The organism is Corynebacterium hansenii, assembly GCF_030408795.1.
GTDB lineage: Bacteria > Actinomycetota > Actinomycetes > Mycobacteriales > Mycobacteriaceae > Corynebacterium > Corynebacterium hansenii.
Map to the genome: position 1 here is coordinate 2,156,952 of NZ_CP047211.1, position 14,861 is coordinate 2,171,812.

At 67.8% G+C, this 14,861-nt stretch carries 20 protein-coding genes; 14 read left to right on the top strand and 6 right to left on the bottom strand.

Features of this window, described 5'->3' with window-relative positions; genetic code table 11:
* Window positions 1-208: 208 nt before the first annotated feature.
* Complete coding sequence (locus tag CHAN_RS09370; RefSeq protein WP_290289072.1) at window positions 209-1,294, top strand: ribokinase; 1,086 nt, start codon at window positions 209-211, stop codon at window positions 1,292-1,294.
* Between the two features lie 125 nt (window positions 1,295-1,419).
* On the top strand, window positions 1,420-2,262 hold the full coding sequence (locus CHAN_RS09375) for an alpha/beta fold hydrolase (protein WP_290289074.1): 843 nt from the start codon (window positions 1,420-1,422) through the stop codon (window positions 2,260-2,262).
* A gap of 150 nt (window positions 2,263-2,412) precedes the next feature.
* Here the strand turns inward: CHAN_RS09375 and CHAN_RS09380 are convergent, their stop codons facing one another.
* Complete coding sequence (locus tag CHAN_RS09380) at window positions 2,413-4,035, bottom strand: flavin-containing monooxygenase (RefSeq protein WP_290289077.1); 1,623 nt, start codon at window positions 4,033-4,035, stop codon at window positions 2,413-2,415.
* Between the two features lie 235 nt (window positions 4,036-4,270).
* Window positions 4,271-5,725, bottom strand: coding sequence for an RNA 5'-3' helicase PhoH2 (gene phoH2 / locus CHAN_RS09385; protein ID WP_290289081.1), 1,455 nt, complete (start codon window positions 5,723-5,725; stop codon window positions 4,271-4,273).
* Between the two features lie 579 nt (window positions 5,726-6,304).
* Between phoH2 and CHAN_RS09390 the strand changes: the two genes are divergently transcribed.
* Window positions 6,305-6,730 carry a LiaF domain-containing protein gene (locus CHAN_RS09390; RefSeq protein WP_290289084.1) on the top strand — a complete coding sequence of 142 codons (426 nt, stop codon included), beginning with the start codon at window positions 6,305-6,307 and terminating at the stop codon, window positions 6,728-6,730.
* A gap of 642 nt (window positions 6,731-7,372) precedes the next feature.
* Here the strand turns inward: CHAN_RS09390 and CHAN_RS09395 are convergent.
* The 4 genes from CHAN_RS09395 to CHAN_RS09410 form a co-directional block, all read right to left on the bottom strand.
* Window positions 7,373-7,528 carry an RNA helicase gene (locus tag CHAN_RS09395; RefSeq protein WP_153251502.1) on the bottom strand — a complete coding sequence of 52 codons (156 nt, stop codon included), beginning with the start codon at window positions 7,526-7,528 and terminating at the stop codon, window positions 7,373-7,375.
* Window positions 7,525-7,869, bottom strand: coding sequence for a hypothetical protein (locus CHAN_RS09400; RefSeq protein ID WP_290289089.1), 345 nt, complete (start codon window positions 7,867-7,869; stop codon window positions 7,525-7,527). Before CHAN_RS09400 ends, CHAN_RS09395 begins: the two co-directional genes overlap by 4 nt.
* A 325-nt stretch (window positions 7,870-8,194) precedes the next feature.
* Window positions 8,195-9,244 carry a site-specific integrase gene (locus CHAN_RS09405; RefSeq protein ID WP_290289091.1) on the bottom strand — a complete coding sequence of 350 codons (1,050 nt, stop codon included), beginning with the start codon at window positions 9,242-9,244 and terminating at the stop codon, window positions 8,195-8,197.
* A gap of 119 nt (window positions 9,245-9,363) precedes the next feature.
* Window positions 9,364-10,056: a helix-turn-helix domain-containing protein gene (locus CHAN_RS09410; RefSeq protein WP_290289095.1), complete on the bottom strand. Its 693-nt coding sequence runs from the start codon at window positions 10,054-10,056 to the stop codon at window positions 9,364-9,366.
* A 115-nt stretch (window positions 10,057-10,171) separates the two neighbouring features.
* On the opposite strand from CHAN_RS09410, the gene CHAN_RS09415 reads away from it, so the two are divergent.
* The 11 genes from CHAN_RS09415 (at window position 10,172) to CHAN_RS09465 (ending at window position 14,822) form a co-directional block, all read left to right on the top strand.
* The gene (locus CHAN_RS09415; protein WP_290289098.1) at window positions 10,172-10,387 is read left to right on the top strand and encodes a helix-turn-helix transcriptional regulator; all 216 of its coding nucleotides are present in this window, start codon (window positions 10,172-10,174) and stop codon (window positions 10,385-10,387) included.
* An 11-nt stretch (window positions 10,388-10,398) separates the two neighbouring features.
* Entirely contained in the window at window positions 10,399-10,620 is a 222-nt protein-coding gene (locus CHAN_RS09420; protein ID WP_290289101.1) for a hypothetical protein, read from the top strand.
* 9 nt (window positions 10,621-10,629) lie between these two features.
* The gene (locus tag CHAN_RS09425; protein WP_290289103.1) at window positions 10,630-10,977 is read left to right on the top strand and encodes a hypothetical protein; all 348 of its coding nucleotides are present in this window, start codon (window positions 10,630-10,632) and stop codon (window positions 10,975-10,977) included.
* On the top strand, window positions 10,974-11,408 hold the full coding sequence (locus CHAN_RS09430) for a hypothetical protein (RefSeq protein WP_290289106.1): 435 nt from the start codon (window positions 10,974-10,976) through the stop codon (window positions 11,406-11,408). Before CHAN_RS09425 ends, CHAN_RS09430 begins: the two co-directional genes overlap by 4 nt.
* 135 nt (window positions 11,409-11,543) lie before the next feature.
* Window positions 11,544-11,828 carry a hypothetical protein gene (locus tag CHAN_RS09435; RefSeq protein ID WP_290289109.1) on the top strand — a complete coding sequence of 95 codons (285 nt, stop codon included), beginning with the start codon at window positions 11,544-11,546 and terminating at the stop codon, window positions 11,826-11,828.
* Window positions 11,825-13,120, top strand: a complete 1,296-nt coding sequence (locus CHAN_RS09440) for a DUF3631 domain-containing protein (RefSeq protein WP_290289111.1) — start codon at window positions 11,825-11,827, stop codon at window positions 13,118-13,120. The genes CHAN_RS09435 and CHAN_RS09440 overlap by 4 nt, the downstream gene beginning before the upstream one ends.
* A gap of 107 nt (window positions 13,121-13,227) precedes the next feature.
* On the top strand, window positions 13,228-13,422 hold the full coding sequence (locus CHAN_RS09445; protein ID WP_290289114.1) for a hypothetical protein: 195 nt from the start codon (window positions 13,228-13,230) through the stop codon (window positions 13,420-13,422).
* Window positions 13,419-13,724 carry a WhiB family transcriptional regulator gene (locus CHAN_RS09450; protein WP_290289117.1) on the top strand — a complete coding sequence of 102 codons (306 nt, stop codon included), beginning with the start codon at window positions 13,419-13,421 and terminating at the stop codon, window positions 13,722-13,724. Before CHAN_RS09445 ends, CHAN_RS09450 begins: the two co-directional genes overlap by 4 nt.
* The gene (locus CHAN_RS09455; RefSeq protein WP_290289120.1) at window positions 13,721-13,987 is read left to right on the top strand and encodes a hypothetical protein; all 267 of its coding nucleotides are present in this window, start codon (window positions 13,721-13,723) and stop codon (window positions 13,985-13,987) included. Before CHAN_RS09450 ends, CHAN_RS09455 begins: the two co-directional genes overlap by 4 nt.
* Entirely contained in the window at window positions 13,984-14,331 is a 348-nt protein-coding gene (locus CHAN_RS09460) for a hypothetical protein (protein ID WP_290289123.1), read from the top strand. Before CHAN_RS09455 ends, CHAN_RS09460 begins: the two co-directional genes overlap by 4 nt.
* Window positions 14,328-14,822 carry a hypothetical protein gene (locus CHAN_RS09465; protein ID WP_290289126.1) on the top strand — a complete coding sequence of 165 codons (495 nt, stop codon included), beginning with the start codon at window positions 14,328-14,330 and terminating at the stop codon, window positions 14,820-14,822. The genes CHAN_RS09460 and CHAN_RS09465 overlap by 4 nt, the downstream gene beginning before the upstream one ends.
* Window positions 14,823-14,861: the final 39 nt, after the last annotated feature.

The window sequence follows — 14,861 nt, forward strand, 5'->3', positions numbered from 1 at the left end:
GCGTCCGCGACCCCCGGCGTCACCGCCGCGTCCATCGCGCACCGGCTCAATTTAGCAAGCGCCGGCGAATCACCGGGACATGGCCGTCGCAAAGCGGGGCGCACACCCGCTCCAACCACCCCGCAACCCCACCGCCGGCCCAGCCCCGCGCCCGTCATTCGGGTGCACGAACCGACACGTTTTCGCCGCTCATGGCAGAGTTGATGGCATGCAGCCCCACCACCGCAACGCCCCCGGGACCCACCGCACCATCCAGCCCATCGACGCCACCGTCGAGCGCCTGATGCCGGATTCCGACCCCGGTGAGCCCGCGGTCGTGATCTGCGGTTCGCTGCACCAGGACACCCTCGCGCAGGTCGCAGAATTCCCGGTGCCGGGCGAGGCCGCGATCGTCGAAAGCTCCGCCCAGGCGCTCGGCGGCAAGGGCGCCAACCAGGCCTCCGCCGTCGCCCACGCGGGCGTGCGCGCCATCATGGCCGGCACCGTCGGCGAGGATCCGGCGGCCGACCTCGTCCTGTCGGAGCTCGCCGCCAACGGCGTCGACGCCCACTCGATCCAGACCACCTGGGACGAACCGACCGGCTCCGCGTTCATCGCCACGAAGCCCGACGGCGACCACATGGTGTTCGTCACCAGCGGCGCCAACGCCATCACCGACCCGATGGAGTTCACCGCCGAAATCTCGGAGGCCGACATCCTCCTCGCCCAGGGCGAGCTGCGCCCGGAGGCCACCGAGCAGCTCGGCATGATCGCCAACTTGCACGGCACGCGGTTCATCCTCAACCTCGCGCCGGTGACCGTGGTGACGCCGACGCTCATCGACACCGCCGACCCGCTGATCGTCAACCGCACCGAAGCCTGGGAGGTCCTGCGCAAGCTCGGCGCCGCCGAAGGCATCCGCCGCGGGGACATCGTCACGCAGATCGACGCGCTGCTGGAGTACTGCGCGTCGGTGGTCATCTCCATGGGCGACGAGGGCTCCGTCTACGCCCGCGCGGAGGTCGACGGCGGCGACGGCATCGTGTGGCACCAGCCGTCGCTGAAGGTTCCGGCGGAGGAGATCGTCGACACCACCGGCGCCGGCGACGCCTTCGCGGGCACCATCGCCGCGGAACTCGCCCGGGGCGGCACCGCCGAACGCGCCGTCGCGCTGGGCACCGCCGCCGGTTCGCTGGCTGTGCGGTCGCTGGGGGCGACGTCGTCCTACGCCGACCAGGCCACCCTCGAGGCGACCGTCGCCTCCCCGGACTTCCCCGCGCGCCGCCGGCTGGCGGAGACGACCAAGGGCGACTGAACCGGGCCGACCGATCCGGCCACGCTGCATCGTCCGCCCTGCCCCGCAGCGCCGGGCCAGCCGGTCCTCCGGGGATTTCCCCGGAACGGCCGCGGCATGGTTTCGCCTGCAATAGCCTGTTGCGCATGACGCAGAATCCCGACGCAACCCCCGTGACCGGCCGCGACGTCCCCAGCGACGCCACGCCGTCCGCCATCGCCCATTCCATCCACGGCGCGGGCCCGACGCTGGTGCTCATCCACGGCATCTGCCACTCGCGCCACGCCTGGGACGACGTGCTGCCCGGGCTCGTCGACCACTTCCGCGTGGTGACCATCGACCTTCCGGGCCATGCCGCGTCGCCGGACCCCGATTCGCTTGACGACGACATCGTCGAGCGCATGATCGACCAACTCGCCGCGTTCCTGCGCGAAGTGGCGGTCGACGGGGAAAAGCCGCACGTGGCGGGCAACTCGCTGGGTGGTTATTTCGCGCTGGAGCTGGCCCGACGGGGGCATGCGGCGTCCGCGACCGCCTTCAACCCGGCCGGATTCTTCCACGGCCCGTGGGACCAGCGCCGCACCGTCGCCCAGTTCCTGGCATTGCGCGGCATCGGCCGGGTGCTGCGGCCGATGCTCCCGGCGATGTCGAAGACCGCCTTCGGGCGCACGTCGATGTTCGGGATGTTCTCGGCGAAGCCGTGGCGCCTGGATCCGGCGGCCGTCGAGCGCGACGCGAAGAACATGCTGGGCAACAAGGTCATCGACCACGGCCTGCGCGCGAGCTTCACCTTCTCCCCCGACGTCGCCGGCGCTCCCCAGACGAGCTACTGGGGCACCTCCGACCTCACCCTGATCCGCGGCTGGAAGCGGCACCACGAGGTGCTGCCCGACGTGCCGCTGCACCTCCTGCCCGGCCTCGGGCACGTGCCGATGATCGACGACGGCAGGACCATCGCCGACTGCATCCGCCGCAGCGCCGGCGTGTAGCGGGCGCGAGAAAACCCGGTGGCCCCGGCCGACTTTCGTCGGCAGGGGCCACCGGGCGTTTTCCGGATCAATGGGTCCGGTTTCCCGGGTGCCGGGTTAACGGGCGCTGGTTTCCCGGCGCCGATTCACCCGGCGCCGGTTTCCCGGGTGCTAGCCGCTCACCGCCGCGACCGGCTTGGCCACGCGCAGGTCATACGACGACGCATCGAACTTCTTGGTCTTCGCGCGGAACTTCCACGTCCAGCTCGGCCACACCGCCGGGGCGTTGCCGTGCTCGTCGAGGTACCAGGAACCGCAGCCGCTGACCCACACCGTGCCGGGCAGGCGCTCGCGGACCCAGTCGTTCCACTCCTCCTGGGCGCGCTCGGACACCTCGGCGACGTCGGCGCCGTGGCGGCGCTTGGTCTTCAGCATCTCCATGACGTAGTTCATCTGCGACTCGATCATGTAGATCATCGACGTGTGGCCCAGGCCGGTGGCCGGGCCCATGAGCACCGACAGGTTCGGGAAGCCGTGGATCGTGGTGCCCTTGTGGGCGGCCATGCCGTTGCGGCCCCACATCTCCGCCAGCGATTCGCCGCTGCGGCCGTGGACCAGCGCGAACGTCGGCGAGTCGGTGACGTGGAAGCCGGTGCAGACGATGAGCACGTCGATAGGGCGCTCCGTGCCGTCGGCCGTGGTGATCGAGTGGGCGTTGACCCGCTGGATCGGATCGGTGACCAGATCGACGTTGTCGCTGGCGATCGCCGGGTAGTAGTTGTTCGAGATCAGCATGCGCTTGCAGCCGATGGTGAAGTTCGGGGTCAGCTTCTCTCGCAGCTCGCGGTCGCGGACCTGACGGCGCAGCTGCTGCAGCGCCACGAACTTGATCGGGGCCATGAGCTTTTCGTTCTTGGTCAGGCCCGGGACCTGCAGCTCGCGGAAGAAGTAGTCCTGGGCGCGGACCACGCGGCGCAGGCCCGGCACGTTGCGCAGCGCCGCGCGCTCCCACCCCATGTACGCGCGGTCGAGGCGCGGGATCACGTAGGGGGCGGTGCGCTGGTAGACGTCCAGGTGGCCGGCGATCGGGGCGATCTGCGGGACGATCTGGATGGCCGACGCGCCGGTGCCGATGACCGCCACGCGCTTGCCGCGCAGGTCGACGTCGTGGTCCCAGCGGGCCGAGTGGAAGATCGTGCCCTCGAACTCCTCAATGCCCTCGATGTCGGGCAGGCGCGGCTCGCACAGGGCGCCGACGCCGAGGATCAGGTCGCGCGCCGACCAGGTGGTGATCTCCGGCTCGGCCGCGGCGGCGGCCTCCTCGCCGGACTCCTGCGCCGAGCCGCCGCCGAACACCCTGTCCGCCATTTCCCCGGAGGTGGCGACGACCGTGCGGCGGTCGTCGTCATGCTGCGGGACCTCGCGGGTCTTGACCAGCCAGCGGCCGGCGGCCTCGTCCCACCGGGCGTCGATCATTTCGGTGCGGAACAGCAGGTGCGGGTACAGGCCCTGCTCGACGGCGACGCTGCGCTGGTACTCCGCGATTTCCGGCTGGGTGCCGAAGCTGCGCGACCAGTCGAATTCCTGGGCGAAGGACAGGGAGTACAGGTGGCTGGGCACGTCGCACGCCGCGCCCGGGTAGGTGTTGTCGCGCCAGGTGCCGCCGACGTCATGGCCGCGGTCGATGATGCGGAAATCCTCGATCCCCGCCTTTCGCAGGCGAGTGCCGGCGGCGAGGCCGGAGAAGCCCGCGCCGACGATGAGAACGCCAATTTCTTGCACGGAATTATTCATGGGCCGAACGATAGCCCTCGGGCGGCGGCCGCGTGCGGGTTTTTCGAAGCCGGTTTATCAAATGTTGCGGAACCGGAACGCCTTCCGGCGCCGCACCGCGCGGCCCAGCCCGCCCCGAGGCGAGGCGGCCCGGCCGGCGAGAGCGCGGCCGACGACCGCACGGCCGAACGCGGAGCGGGTGCGGGTCCGGCGCACCATCCCTGGCCCTCCCCCGCCCCGCGTCCCGTCCGCTCCCCTAGCCTTCCTCCAGGAGGTTGGTCACCAGCTCCGCGATGCGCGAACGCTCCGACCGCTGCAGGGTGACGTGCCCGAAAAGGTCGTTGCCCTTCAGCTTCTCGATGATCGCCGCCACGCCGTCGTGCCGGCCCACGCGCAGGTTGTCGCGCTGTGCGACGTCGTGGGTGAGCACCACCCGCGAATTCGCGCCCAGTCGGGACAGCACCGTCAACAGCACGTTGCGTTCCAGCGACTGGGCCTCGTCCACGATGACGAAGCTGTCGTGGAGGCTGCGTCCGCGGATGTGCGTCAGCGGCAGCACCTCGAGCATCCCGCGAGACTGGATCTCCTCCATGACGTTCGGGCTGACCAGGCCTTCCAGCGTGTCGTACACGGCCTGGGCCCAGGGGTTCATCTTCTCGCTCTCCGACCCCGGCAGGTACCCGAGGTTCTGCCCGCCGACGGCGTAGAGAGGGCGGAACACCACGATCTTGCGGTGCCTGCCATGCTCCATCACGGCCTCCAGGCCGGCGCACAACGCCAGCGCGGATTTGCCGGTGCCGGCGCGGCCGCCGAGCGAAACAATGCCCACCTCGTCGTCGAGAAGCAGATCCAGCGCGATGCGCTGCTCGGCGGAACGGCCCCGCAGGCCGAAGGCCTCCAGATCGCCGCGCACCAGGCGGACGCCCCCGCCCGGCAGAATGCGGCCGAGCGCCGACTGCGTGCCGGCGGTGAGCTGCACTCCGCAATGCACCGGCAGCTCCGAGGCGGGCTCGCCGTCGGCGGTGACGGCGTCGTCGCGAAGCTGCGTGAAGCCGTTGCGGAACAACGCGTCGATGTCCTCCGACGCGACGCCGATCTCCGCCAGCCCCGTGTACCCGGTGACCACCACGTCCTGCGCGTGGTACTCGTCGGCGGGCAGGCCCACCGCGCCGGCTTTCACGCGCAACGGGATGTCCTTGGTCACGAGCACGGTGTCGTGGCCCTCGGCCTTGAAGTTCAGGGCGCAGGCCAGGATGCGGTGATCGTTGGCATCATTGCGAAAACCCGCCGGCAATACCGACGGGTCCGTGTGATTGAGCTCGACCTGCACCGTGCCGCCGTCTTCGTTGGCGGTCACCGGCAGGTCCAGGCGTTCGTGGCGGTGCCTCAGCTCCTCCAACTGGCGCAGCGCCGTTCGGGCGAACCACCCGAGTTCGGGGTGGTGCCGCTTGGCCTCCAGTTCGTTGATCACCACCAGAGGCAGCACGACGGAGTGCTCGGCGAATTTCCGCAGCGCGTGGGGGTCGGACAGCAGCACCGACGTGTCCAGCACGTAGGTGCGCAGCGCCGTGCCCCGGCGTCCTGCGTCGTCGGCCCCGCCTGCGGTGCGGGTGGAGTCGGTGGTGTCGCCGCGCATCGTCGCGCCCGCGTCCACCACCTCCCCATCCCGGATCAGAGGGGTTCGGTCAGTGGTCGCGGTCGTGGTACGCAACGTGGCTCCTGTTCCGTCCGGCAGCTTCCCCCTGCCGGACAACCGCCAGAGTAGGTAACCAACGTGGAAATCACATTGGTGGAAGATGAACAACCCGTTAAATTGCGGTCTCGGAAGCATCACCGCTGGTCGGCTGCTTTACGACGCCGTGTGCGCTGTCACCGCCCGCCCTTACGGGGGCACGCGAAAGCGGGTAATTTGGCGCCATGACCTATCCCGGAAAGCCCCACGGACGACGCGACCGACTTCAGGCCAGGCTGGAAGTCGCCGTCGGACTCGGGGAATTGAGCATCGAGGAGTACGACTCCCTCTGCGCCCAGGTGTGGGACGCCGGCCGCGACGACGATTCGCCGGAACTCGACGCCATCGCGGGGCGCCTGGAGCGGATCGAGCAGAACCGTCCGCATCATGGGCCGGGCGGATACGGTGCCGCCGGCAGCGGAGGGACCGGCGGCCCCGGACATGGAGTCCCCGGGCACGGAGTCCCGGGGCACGCGAATGGAGTGCCGGGGGCCGGCGGGGATCACGGCACCGGGGGGAAGTTCGGGCAACCCCTACGGCCCGACCCCGCACGGCGCCGTGGCGCGCGGCGCCGACCAACCGTATGAGTCCTCCTTCGGCCGCGGCAGCGCGCCCGCACGATTCACCATCTCCAATTCACCCGACACCCCGCGCCAGAACGGCACCGCGACGGTTTTCGGATCAAAGGAGATGTCCGGTTGGTGGTCGCCGAAGAATGAAACGACGTGGTGGTCGGTTTTCGGCGAATTGAAGCTCGACCTTTCCCGGGCCGAATTGCCCAGCGACAACATCGTTCTGGATTTGCAGTCGTTCTTCTCCGAGATCGAGATCACGGTCCCGTCCGGCACGCGCGTCATCATGGACATGACCACCCCGATGACCGAAGTGATCAACCATCTGAACCCGAATGCCCAGCCCAACGGGCTGACGGTGGTCCTGGACGGCATCGTCATGTTCGGCGAAATCAAGATCCGAGAGGCCTGACCCGGACTCCCCGAAAAGGCTCGCCGGCCATTACCCCCGCCATCCGAAAATGATTGTCGGGACCATTGATTTGACCCGTAATCCTCGGTTACTGTCGGGGCGACCGGGGCGCGATGTCGCCGACCAGCGGCGTTACTCCGGACATAACCGCCGCGACTAGGCGGCGCACATACTCCAGTGACGCCCGGACCTGCCGCGGCACCATCAATCCCCACAAAGGAGAACGCATGTTTGAGTCCAGCCTCGACCTTTTCCAGTCGGTTACCCCCATCCTCGAGCTCATCGATCTGATCCTCGGCGTGGGCTAAACAACGTCCGCAACTTTGCAGGACCGGAACCCCGCACCGATTGCCGGTGCGGGGTTCTTTTGTGCCGACTGCCGTGGGCGCGGTCCGTCTGTGCAGGTTTCCATGGGCACCGTCGACCGACACGCACACAGACCCACCCCGAATGCGCAGCCCCACCCGTTACAGCGGGTGGGTCTGCGCATTCGGGGTGGGTTAGCGGGGAAGGTTGCGCGTCCGGGCGCGATTCGGGGTGGGTTAACACCGAAGGCGCGGTGGCCGGACGGATCGACTCCCGCAGAAACCAATCATTACCCCTCGGGGCACAACGACTAGAGTCAGCAGCTTTTCGCCTTGGTCAAGCGACCTTGTCGGGCTTCCCTTGTTCAGCGATCGCGCGGATGCGTGGACTGACGGTGACCGTGACCTTTCCTTCGCGCTCGCGCTTGACGAGCAGCTTTGCGGCGGCCACCTGGCCGGGTGAAGCCTTGCGAGCTGAGTGTCGCACCTTCATTCCGAGTCACCTCCGTCATCTTTATCTGCCTCAGTGTATCCGTGTTCGTTGCCAGTGGCCCCGTCGTCTTGGTCGAAACCGGCGAGGATGGCCGTCAAGATCGCATCAATCAAACGCTGGTCGTTCTCGGACAGTGCGTCGTCATCATCGAGTGCATCCAACGCATGGACGCCAAGCACGAGTGACGCATCATCACCGTCCGAAATCAGATCGACTGCCCAACGGAGATTGCGGTGCCATTCCTCATTACGGCGTCGCTCCCGGTCGTGATGCCGCTGCAGGTACTGGACGAGGAAAGTCCCGATCTGCGTGATCAACGCCACCGATACGGCGAGCGCCACCGCTCCCCAGACTGGCATGGTCCCACCCACGAGTACCCCCTCGACACCAGACTCGAATCATGCCTGATCCATCCGGTCTGAATAATAAGCCTCCGGTGATTCCTCCTGCATTTTTCCTGCATTCTGGTCAGCGCACGAAAAACGGGCCAGGGAAAATCTCCCTGGCCCGCTGTTTTTGCTCCTCCAGCTGGACTCGAACCAGCAACCCTTCGTTGGCGCAACTGGGAAAACGCTGGTGACGACGTTTCCGGGTAGTTCCGGGGATTACGCCACTGCCTGCGCCTTTAGCCCGTTTTGCCCCGACCCGACGTGACAGTTCCGTCTATTACTTGGTCCTTAAATGGTCCTCCAAGACTTGGGACACATCGGGGCCGAGCGGGGGTGCCTGAATGTAGTGCCGGCGCGTCACCGCCGTATCGCCGTGACCGAGCTGACGCGATGCCTCGTACTCCCCCACCTCGTCCGCGATGATCGTCGCGACGGTCTTGCGGAACGCCCGGCCCGTGACGTTCGGCAGCGGGTCTTCCTTGTTGGGGTTCTGCTCCGCCCAGTGGTCGCGCACGGCTCGAAACCAACGGTTGAGCGACGACACGGAGATGGGTGTCCCGTTGCCCGTCTGCCACACGTAAGGGTGAAGGTCCGCGGCGGCGCCGAGGGATCGTCGTTGGGCCTTCAGCGCGGCGACGGCGAATGCCGGCAGTTGCACGCACCGCGGGGCGTTCTCGGTCTTGGTTCCGCGAAGCAGCATCGTCGCCGGGGTGCTGTCGAGGTCGAGGTCTTCCCATCGGGCCGCGAGCAGTTCTGCTGGCCGCGCACCCGTGCCCGCGAACACGTCGACCAGTCTGCCGAGTGGTTCGGCCCGGTTCGTGGGGCCGTGCGCATCGGCGGTTTGGTACGCCTTCACGCGGGCGCGGTATTCGGCCATTTGGGCGCCGTCGAGGGCTTCGGGGTCGCGTGGCTTCGCCCTTGGGCGGGTGGTGCCGCGCACGGGGTTGTGGTCGATGACGCCCCACCGGGCGGCCTGGCTGAATGCCCCGGAAAGCAGCGCCTGGCTGGTCTTCGAAGTGCCTGGGCTGAGCTTGTGCAGGAACGTGTCGACGGCCGCTGTGGTGGTCTGCCGGATCTGCAGGCCGCCGATGGTCGGCTCGATGTGGTTGGCGAAGACGTTCTCGTAGATCTTCCGCGACCGCGGGGACAGGTCTTCTTCTCGGTGGTCGAGGTAGATCGGGATCAGTTCGGCGATGGTGGTGGTGGGCTTGACGGTTGCGGTTTCGGTGGTGGTGTCCGCTGCGGTTTCGCGGGCCATTTCCCGCACGGCTTTGATCGCGGCGCCGCGGGTGGGGCGGGTGGCGCGCCGCCTGACGTGCTCGCCCAAGGGCGTGACGACGATGACGGACGCGCGCCACCATGTGCGCCCGGTCTTCTTGTCGGACTCTTCCCAGGCGGATATTTCGCCCCAGTCCCCCGGCTCAATCGCCGGCCTACCCCTCGCCATCAGAACGGGAGGACGAGGTAGGTTCCGACCCACTTCGGCAGTTCGACGTCTCCTCCGAGCCGTTGGACCGCGGCGCGAAGATCGCGGAGTTGTTGGTACCGATCGTCTACCGCTCTTCGGGCGACGCCCGAAACCTCGCGCCCCTTCGTAATCGAGTGCTTCGGAACGCTGATAATCCACTCTTCTTCGCCAAAGGCCCTTGGCCGATATTCCTGTTCGACTGCCTCGACAGCCTCTCGGTAGTCACGCACGGCTTCGAAGAGCTCCCGAGTCACTATCACTCGTGGCCGATGGAGCGCTCCCCACTGGTTGAAACCCGGTCCGTTGACCAGCCAATCCCACGCCTCGTCTGCCGTCATCTCGTCTCTTGGCACAACCGAAATCTTGCCCTCTGGGTAGCCGGGAAACATCAGGTGAGCAGGTGAGACCTCTAGTGCAGCTGCCAACGTGACCACCTCCGCGACGTCAAACTTCCCGTTCCGGGAGTTGCTCTCGATCTTCGCTATCGCGGATCGGGTGATTGGGTAGCCGATCTCGCGCGTGCGGTTCGAAAGCTCGACCGCCGATAGCCCGATTCGGTTCCTCATCGCGGCGACAGCATGTCCGAAATCGGCCGCGCGTGCCTGGGCCCATTCCCTCGCTGCTTGACTTCCGCGCGTCGAACCGCTGTTTCCATCGCCAGTTGTCGCCATGTAGAGCATCGTACCTGCAACCGTTGACACTATCCGGAGCGACAGGGTAGATTGCTCCACATAGCGACAGCAAAGAACTGTCGCCGCTCCACGAAGATTCAGGAAGGCACCAGAAATGACCATCAATATTCCGGAGGCTCTTCTACCTCCCACCACCACGGCCGCTGCTGTGGCGCCGATCCTCAACATGAGCGCGTCGAGCGTCTACGCAGCGATCAAGAGCGGAGAGTTCCCGTTCCCCGCGCTGCGCATCGGTGGCCGCATCGTCATCCCGACCGCGCCGATCCGCGAAGCCCTCGGCTTCACTGACGAGCCGCAGGCGGTGGCGTGATGCCGGGCCCTGTGTTCACCCGTACCGGCGTGCCCGGCGTCGAGCGCATCGACGTCTACCCCGGCGGCCGCATCGTCATCGGCGGCGACGTCGAACTGACCCGCCCCGAACTCGCCGCCCTCGTGGACGCCGTAGTCCATGCCGGATTCGCCGCCCGCGACCACGACACCCGCCCCATCCGCCGGCCCACGCACATCACCGACGAGCTCCACGAGCTCGCAGACCGCAACTAGGAGAACCAGGTGAAGCACACGCCCGAAGACTCGCTGCGCTACCTCATGGCGTCCGACGCCGCCGGCGCCGCCCTGGAGCACCTCGACCCGGACAACCCCGACAACGAAATCGCCGTCGCCATCCTCGAAACGTCGCGGCGGGAACTGCGCTACGAAGCGCGGCTCCACGGCATCGAGGGAACCGCCCGCTACTCCACCGGATTCACGGTTTTCGCGGAAGGGCAGCACACCGCCGCCGAGCCCCGCGACGACGGCACAACCGAACTCGTCACCCACCCGACCGTCTGGTGCCCGTACCCCGGCGACGGCGGCAAGGCCCACCCGATCTGCCGACGAGACGAAGGGCCGGCCGCATGACCACCAACCCCACCAACGAGAAAACCGCCGACGTGCTGGCACACGTCGACGGCGAAGCAGTCACCCACAAGGAGGAAACCATGACCCAGCCTACCCCACCCGACGCCTACGAAATCCGACTCGAAGACCCCGGACAGTCCAACGGCATCGACTTCGCCATCTACGCCGGCGACCGACTGCCCATGCGCGACCACCTCCGCGTGATCGTCCCCTGGGATCTGCTCGTCGCCGCCGCCCGGAACGGCGCGATCACCGTGACTGTCTCCGCCGACGACATCACCGAGCATGACCGCCGCATCCACGTCCGCCGCGCCGAACGCGAAGCCCGAGCGCGCGAAAAGCAGATGCTCGCCGAGGCCAGGGCCCGCGCCCTGGCCGACGCCGAAGACCTGCTCAACAACCTCGACGTCGCACACCTACCCAAAACGTAAAAGTGACGAAATGGCCCCTACCCAGGGTTAGGCCTGGCACCGGTTCACGACCGGATAGGGGCACCACTCCCAGCAGAAAAGGGAGAGCCCCCGGCGGTGGGAAGCGCCGGGGGCGGGGATCAAGTGAGGAACCTGATGATGACCACTCTACAGATCGAACTAGACCGCCGACGACGCGCCGCCCCCAGGCTCGAGCCCCTGGGCCACGGGCCACGCGACCCCTGGGCCGAACAACCCCCACCGCCGCCGCCTGCACCCCAGATCATCGCCGCCGTCATCGGCGCCACCGGGTGCGGCTCCATCTACGACCTCGACACGCTCCGCGCCGCCTACATGGCGACCACCGACCCCCACGAACGAGCCGCGATCGACGCCGCCGCCCGTGCCCTCATCTATCGCGACGAGGTACCCGCCGCATGAAGATCACCTCCGCCGCCGACGTCCTGCGCATCACCCAACGTCACGGAATCAGCCCCGCACCGACCCTTGCCGCGGTGCCAGATCCGCCGCCCGACCCGAAGGAGCACACGATCACCAAGCCCGCCGAGGAACCGGAGCAGATCAACGGACACGAGCTGCTGCTCGAGATCCACACGTGGCTTGGCCGCTACATCAAAACCGCCCAACCCGCCGACCTCGTGTTGCTCGTCCTATGGGCCGCGCACACGCACCTGTGCGCGGAGACCTACACCACGCCCCGGCTGCTGCTCGACTCCCCGGCCCCAGGATCGGGCAAAACCACCGTCCTCGACCACCTCCAGCGGTTGTGCTTCTCCCCGGTTCAGGCGGCATCCCTGTCGTCGCCGTCGCTGCTGGCACGACTGCTGGAGAAACACCCCCGCACGATCCTCGTCGACGAAGCCGACCGCACCCTTCACCCGCGGGCCGAAGGCGTCGCGGAGCTGCTGGCAGTCCTCAACAGCGGCTACCGCTTCGGCGCGTCCCGCCCCGTCCTCGTCCCCGACCGCGACGGGGGTTGGGTCGCCAACGAGATGAGCACCTTCGGCCCCGTCGCAATGGCCGGCAACTCCCCGAACCTGCCGCCCGACACCCGATCACGGTGCATCCGCGTGCTGCTGCTCCCCGACACCGCCGGAGAAGTCGAGGACTCCGACTGGCAGGAAATCGAGGTCTCCGCCCGCAACCTCGGCAGCCGCATTGCCACGTGGGCCGACCAGCAACGCGCCACCATCCGCGAATCCCGGCCGGAGTACCCCGAAGGGCTTCGAGGCCGCAACCGCGAACGGTGGGCGCCGCTGCTGAAAGTCGCGGCCGCCGCCGGCGACTACTGGAAAACCGAGTGCATCAAGTTGATCAACGCTGACTTGGAGGAACAGAAGTTGGACCAGGAAGAAGGCCTCATGCACCGCGCGCGGCACGTACTGCTGCTGCAGGACATTGCCGCGGTATGGCCGGCCGACCACGGCGACACCAAGTTGTTCCCGACCCTCGAGCTCATCTCCGCGCTCAAAGCAGCCCAGCCCGGCCGGTGGGGGCCCATCTCCGAGCACGGGGAACTGACGGTGCAGGGATTGGGCCGGATGCTCGTCAACCACTTCAACATCCGGGCCGGGCGGGAAAGGGACGGCGCACGGGCGCGCGGCTACCGCCGGGGCATGTTCACCACCGCATGGGACGCCTTGGGCGTCCGGCCCCCTGACCGTCCGGACGAACCGGACGTACCGGACGAACCGGGTGAACCGGCCCAATGAGCCCCGAAACCGACCGGTTCGACCACTTCGACCAGTTCGTCCGGTTCGTCCGGCACCCCCCGAGGCAACCGGACGAGCCCCACACCAACCACGAAACGGAGAAACCCATGAAAAAGACCTTCGACCTCGTATCCGGCACCCGGAAATCCAAGTTCCGCATCGACATCGACCACAAGACCCCCGGAAACCTCTACTTCCTCAGCCGCAACTTCCACGCCTCGGTCACCCCGGAGCAAGCGATCAGCATCGCCAACCACATCGCAGACCTCCTCGAGATGAATCGAAGCGACAACGTGGCATGACGAAAACCACCCGGTTCCCCGACGTCCCCGACCTCCCGGACCTCGCCGGCATCCGCGACCAACGGCTCGCCGGCGCCGCCTGCACCGGACTGCAACCACTGTTCGATGAATCGGTGCACGGCGAAACCGACGACGCCCGCCAATTCCGCCACCACCGAGCCCGCGCCATCTGCGCCCGCTGCCCGGTCCGCGCCAACTGCGCCACCGTCGCCACCGAGATCCCCGCCGACCACCGACACGGAATCTGGGCCGGCACCCTGCTCCACCCCACCACCAACCACGACTCGAAGGAGTCAGCATGACCGCCAACCCCGACCCCCGCATCGCCACCACGGAAGCCCAGCTCGACGCGATCCGCCTGCTGCGCACCGCCATGAGCAACGAGCACCACCAGTACGTCATCATCCCCACCCGCACGACGAACACCACCGTCACCCTGGCAACCGTCGTCGGCATCGCCAACGAGATCATGGCCGCGATCTTCACCGACGACCAGCGTGCCGCGATCCTCGACGGCTTCGCAGACAACATCCGCCGCAACCTCGAAAGGGCCAACGACCAGTGAAGCAGCTACCCCAGCCCGACCCGCGCGGCATCCTCGCCGTCAAAGAACTGCCCGACGCCCTGCAAGCCGCCGAAGACGCCACCGCCGTCGCAGACCTCGACCGGCTGATCACCCGCCACCCCGGCGTGACCTGGGGCCGGTTCTACAGCCCCCAGGACGGCACACGGCTCCGCGGATTCACCCGCCCCATCACCGACGCCGAGCGCACCATCCTCGACGCCCTGGGCTACGACGCCGCCGCCCTGACGACCACCCTCGTCCACCACCGCACCCCCGGCACCCGCTTCCGCTGGTGGCCCACCATCACCCGCAAGACCAACGACGACAAGGAGAACGACCAGTGACCGCCCCCAACACCCCGGCCGACGACGCCACCCAGCACGACCCCCAGGCCGACGAGCACACCCACCCCACCGACGCCGGCCGGCCCGACGACGAGCAGCACACCGACGACCGCCCCGACGAACAGACCCCCACCGACGAGCGCATCAAACAAGCCCGCGCCGAAGCCGCCCGCTACCGCACCCGACTCCGCGAAGCCGAAGCCGCCCGCGACGAGGTAACCGCCAAATACGAAGCACTGCTCCGCGGCACCATCGAAGCCGAAGCCCAGCTCAAACACCACACCCCAGGCATCGCACTCTGGGACGCCGGCACCAACCCCACCGACCTTCTCAACGACACCGGACACCTCGACCCCGGCAAACTCCGCGACGCCTGCAACAACGTCCGCGACCGCTACGGCATCGGCCGACTCCCCGAAAGCCCCGCCCAAGGCACACACACCACCACCCCGGCAGCCGTGACCTGGCGCGACGCCCTCCAAGGACAGTAGAATCAACAGACGAACGAGGATGGGGCACGGCCCGGCGCC

Excerpts from the sequence above, each read along its gene's own strand:
- CHAN_RS09430 (WP_290289106.1), top strand. The coding sequence starts at position 10,974 with ATGACCACCAACCCCACCAACGAGAAAACCGCCGACGTGCTGGCACAC.
- CHAN_RS09370 (WP_290289072.1), top strand. The coding sequence starts at position 209 with ATGCAGCCCCACCACCGCAACGCCCCCGGGACCCACCGCACCATCCAG.
- CHAN_RS09415 (WP_290289098.1), top strand. The coding sequence starts at position 10,172 with ATGACCATCAATATTCCGGAGGCTCTTCTACCTCCCACCACCACGGCC.
- CHAN_RS09410 (WP_290289095.1), bottom strand. The coding sequence starts at position 10,056 with ATGGCGACAACTGGCGATGGAAACAGCGGTTCGACGCGCGGAAGTCAA.
- CHAN_RS09435 (WP_290289109.1), top strand. The coding sequence starts at position 11,544 with ATGATGACCACTCTACAGATCGAACTAGACCGCCGACGACGCGCCGCC.
- CHAN_RS09455 (WP_290289120.1), top strand. The coding sequence starts at position 13,721 with ATGACCGCCAACCCCGACCCCCGCATCGCCACCACGGAAGCCCAGCTC.
- CHAN_RS09380 (WP_290289077.1), bottom strand. The coding sequence starts at position 4,035 with ATGAATAATTCCGTGCAAGAAATTGGCGTTCTCATCGTCGGCGCGGGC.
- CHAN_RS09375 (WP_290289074.1), top strand. The coding sequence starts at position 1,420 with ATGACGCAGAATCCCGACGCAACCCCCGTGACCGGCCGCGACGTCCCC.
- CHAN_RS09445 (WP_290289114.1), top strand. The coding sequence starts at position 13,228 with ATGAAAAAGACCTTCGACCTCGTATCCGGCACCCGGAAATCCAAGTTC.
- CHAN_RS09440 (WP_290289111.1), top strand. The coding sequence starts at position 11,825 with ATGAAGATCACCTCCGCCGCCGACGTCCTGCGCATCACCCAACGTCAC.
- CHAN_RS09395 (WP_153251502.1), bottom strand. The coding sequence starts at position 7,528 with ATGAAGGTGCGACACTCAGCTCGCAAGGCTTCACCCGGCCAGGTGGCC.
- CHAN_RS09450 (WP_290289117.1), top strand. The coding sequence starts at position 13,419 with ATGACGAAAACCACCCGGTTCCCCGACGTCCCCGACCTCCCGGACCTC.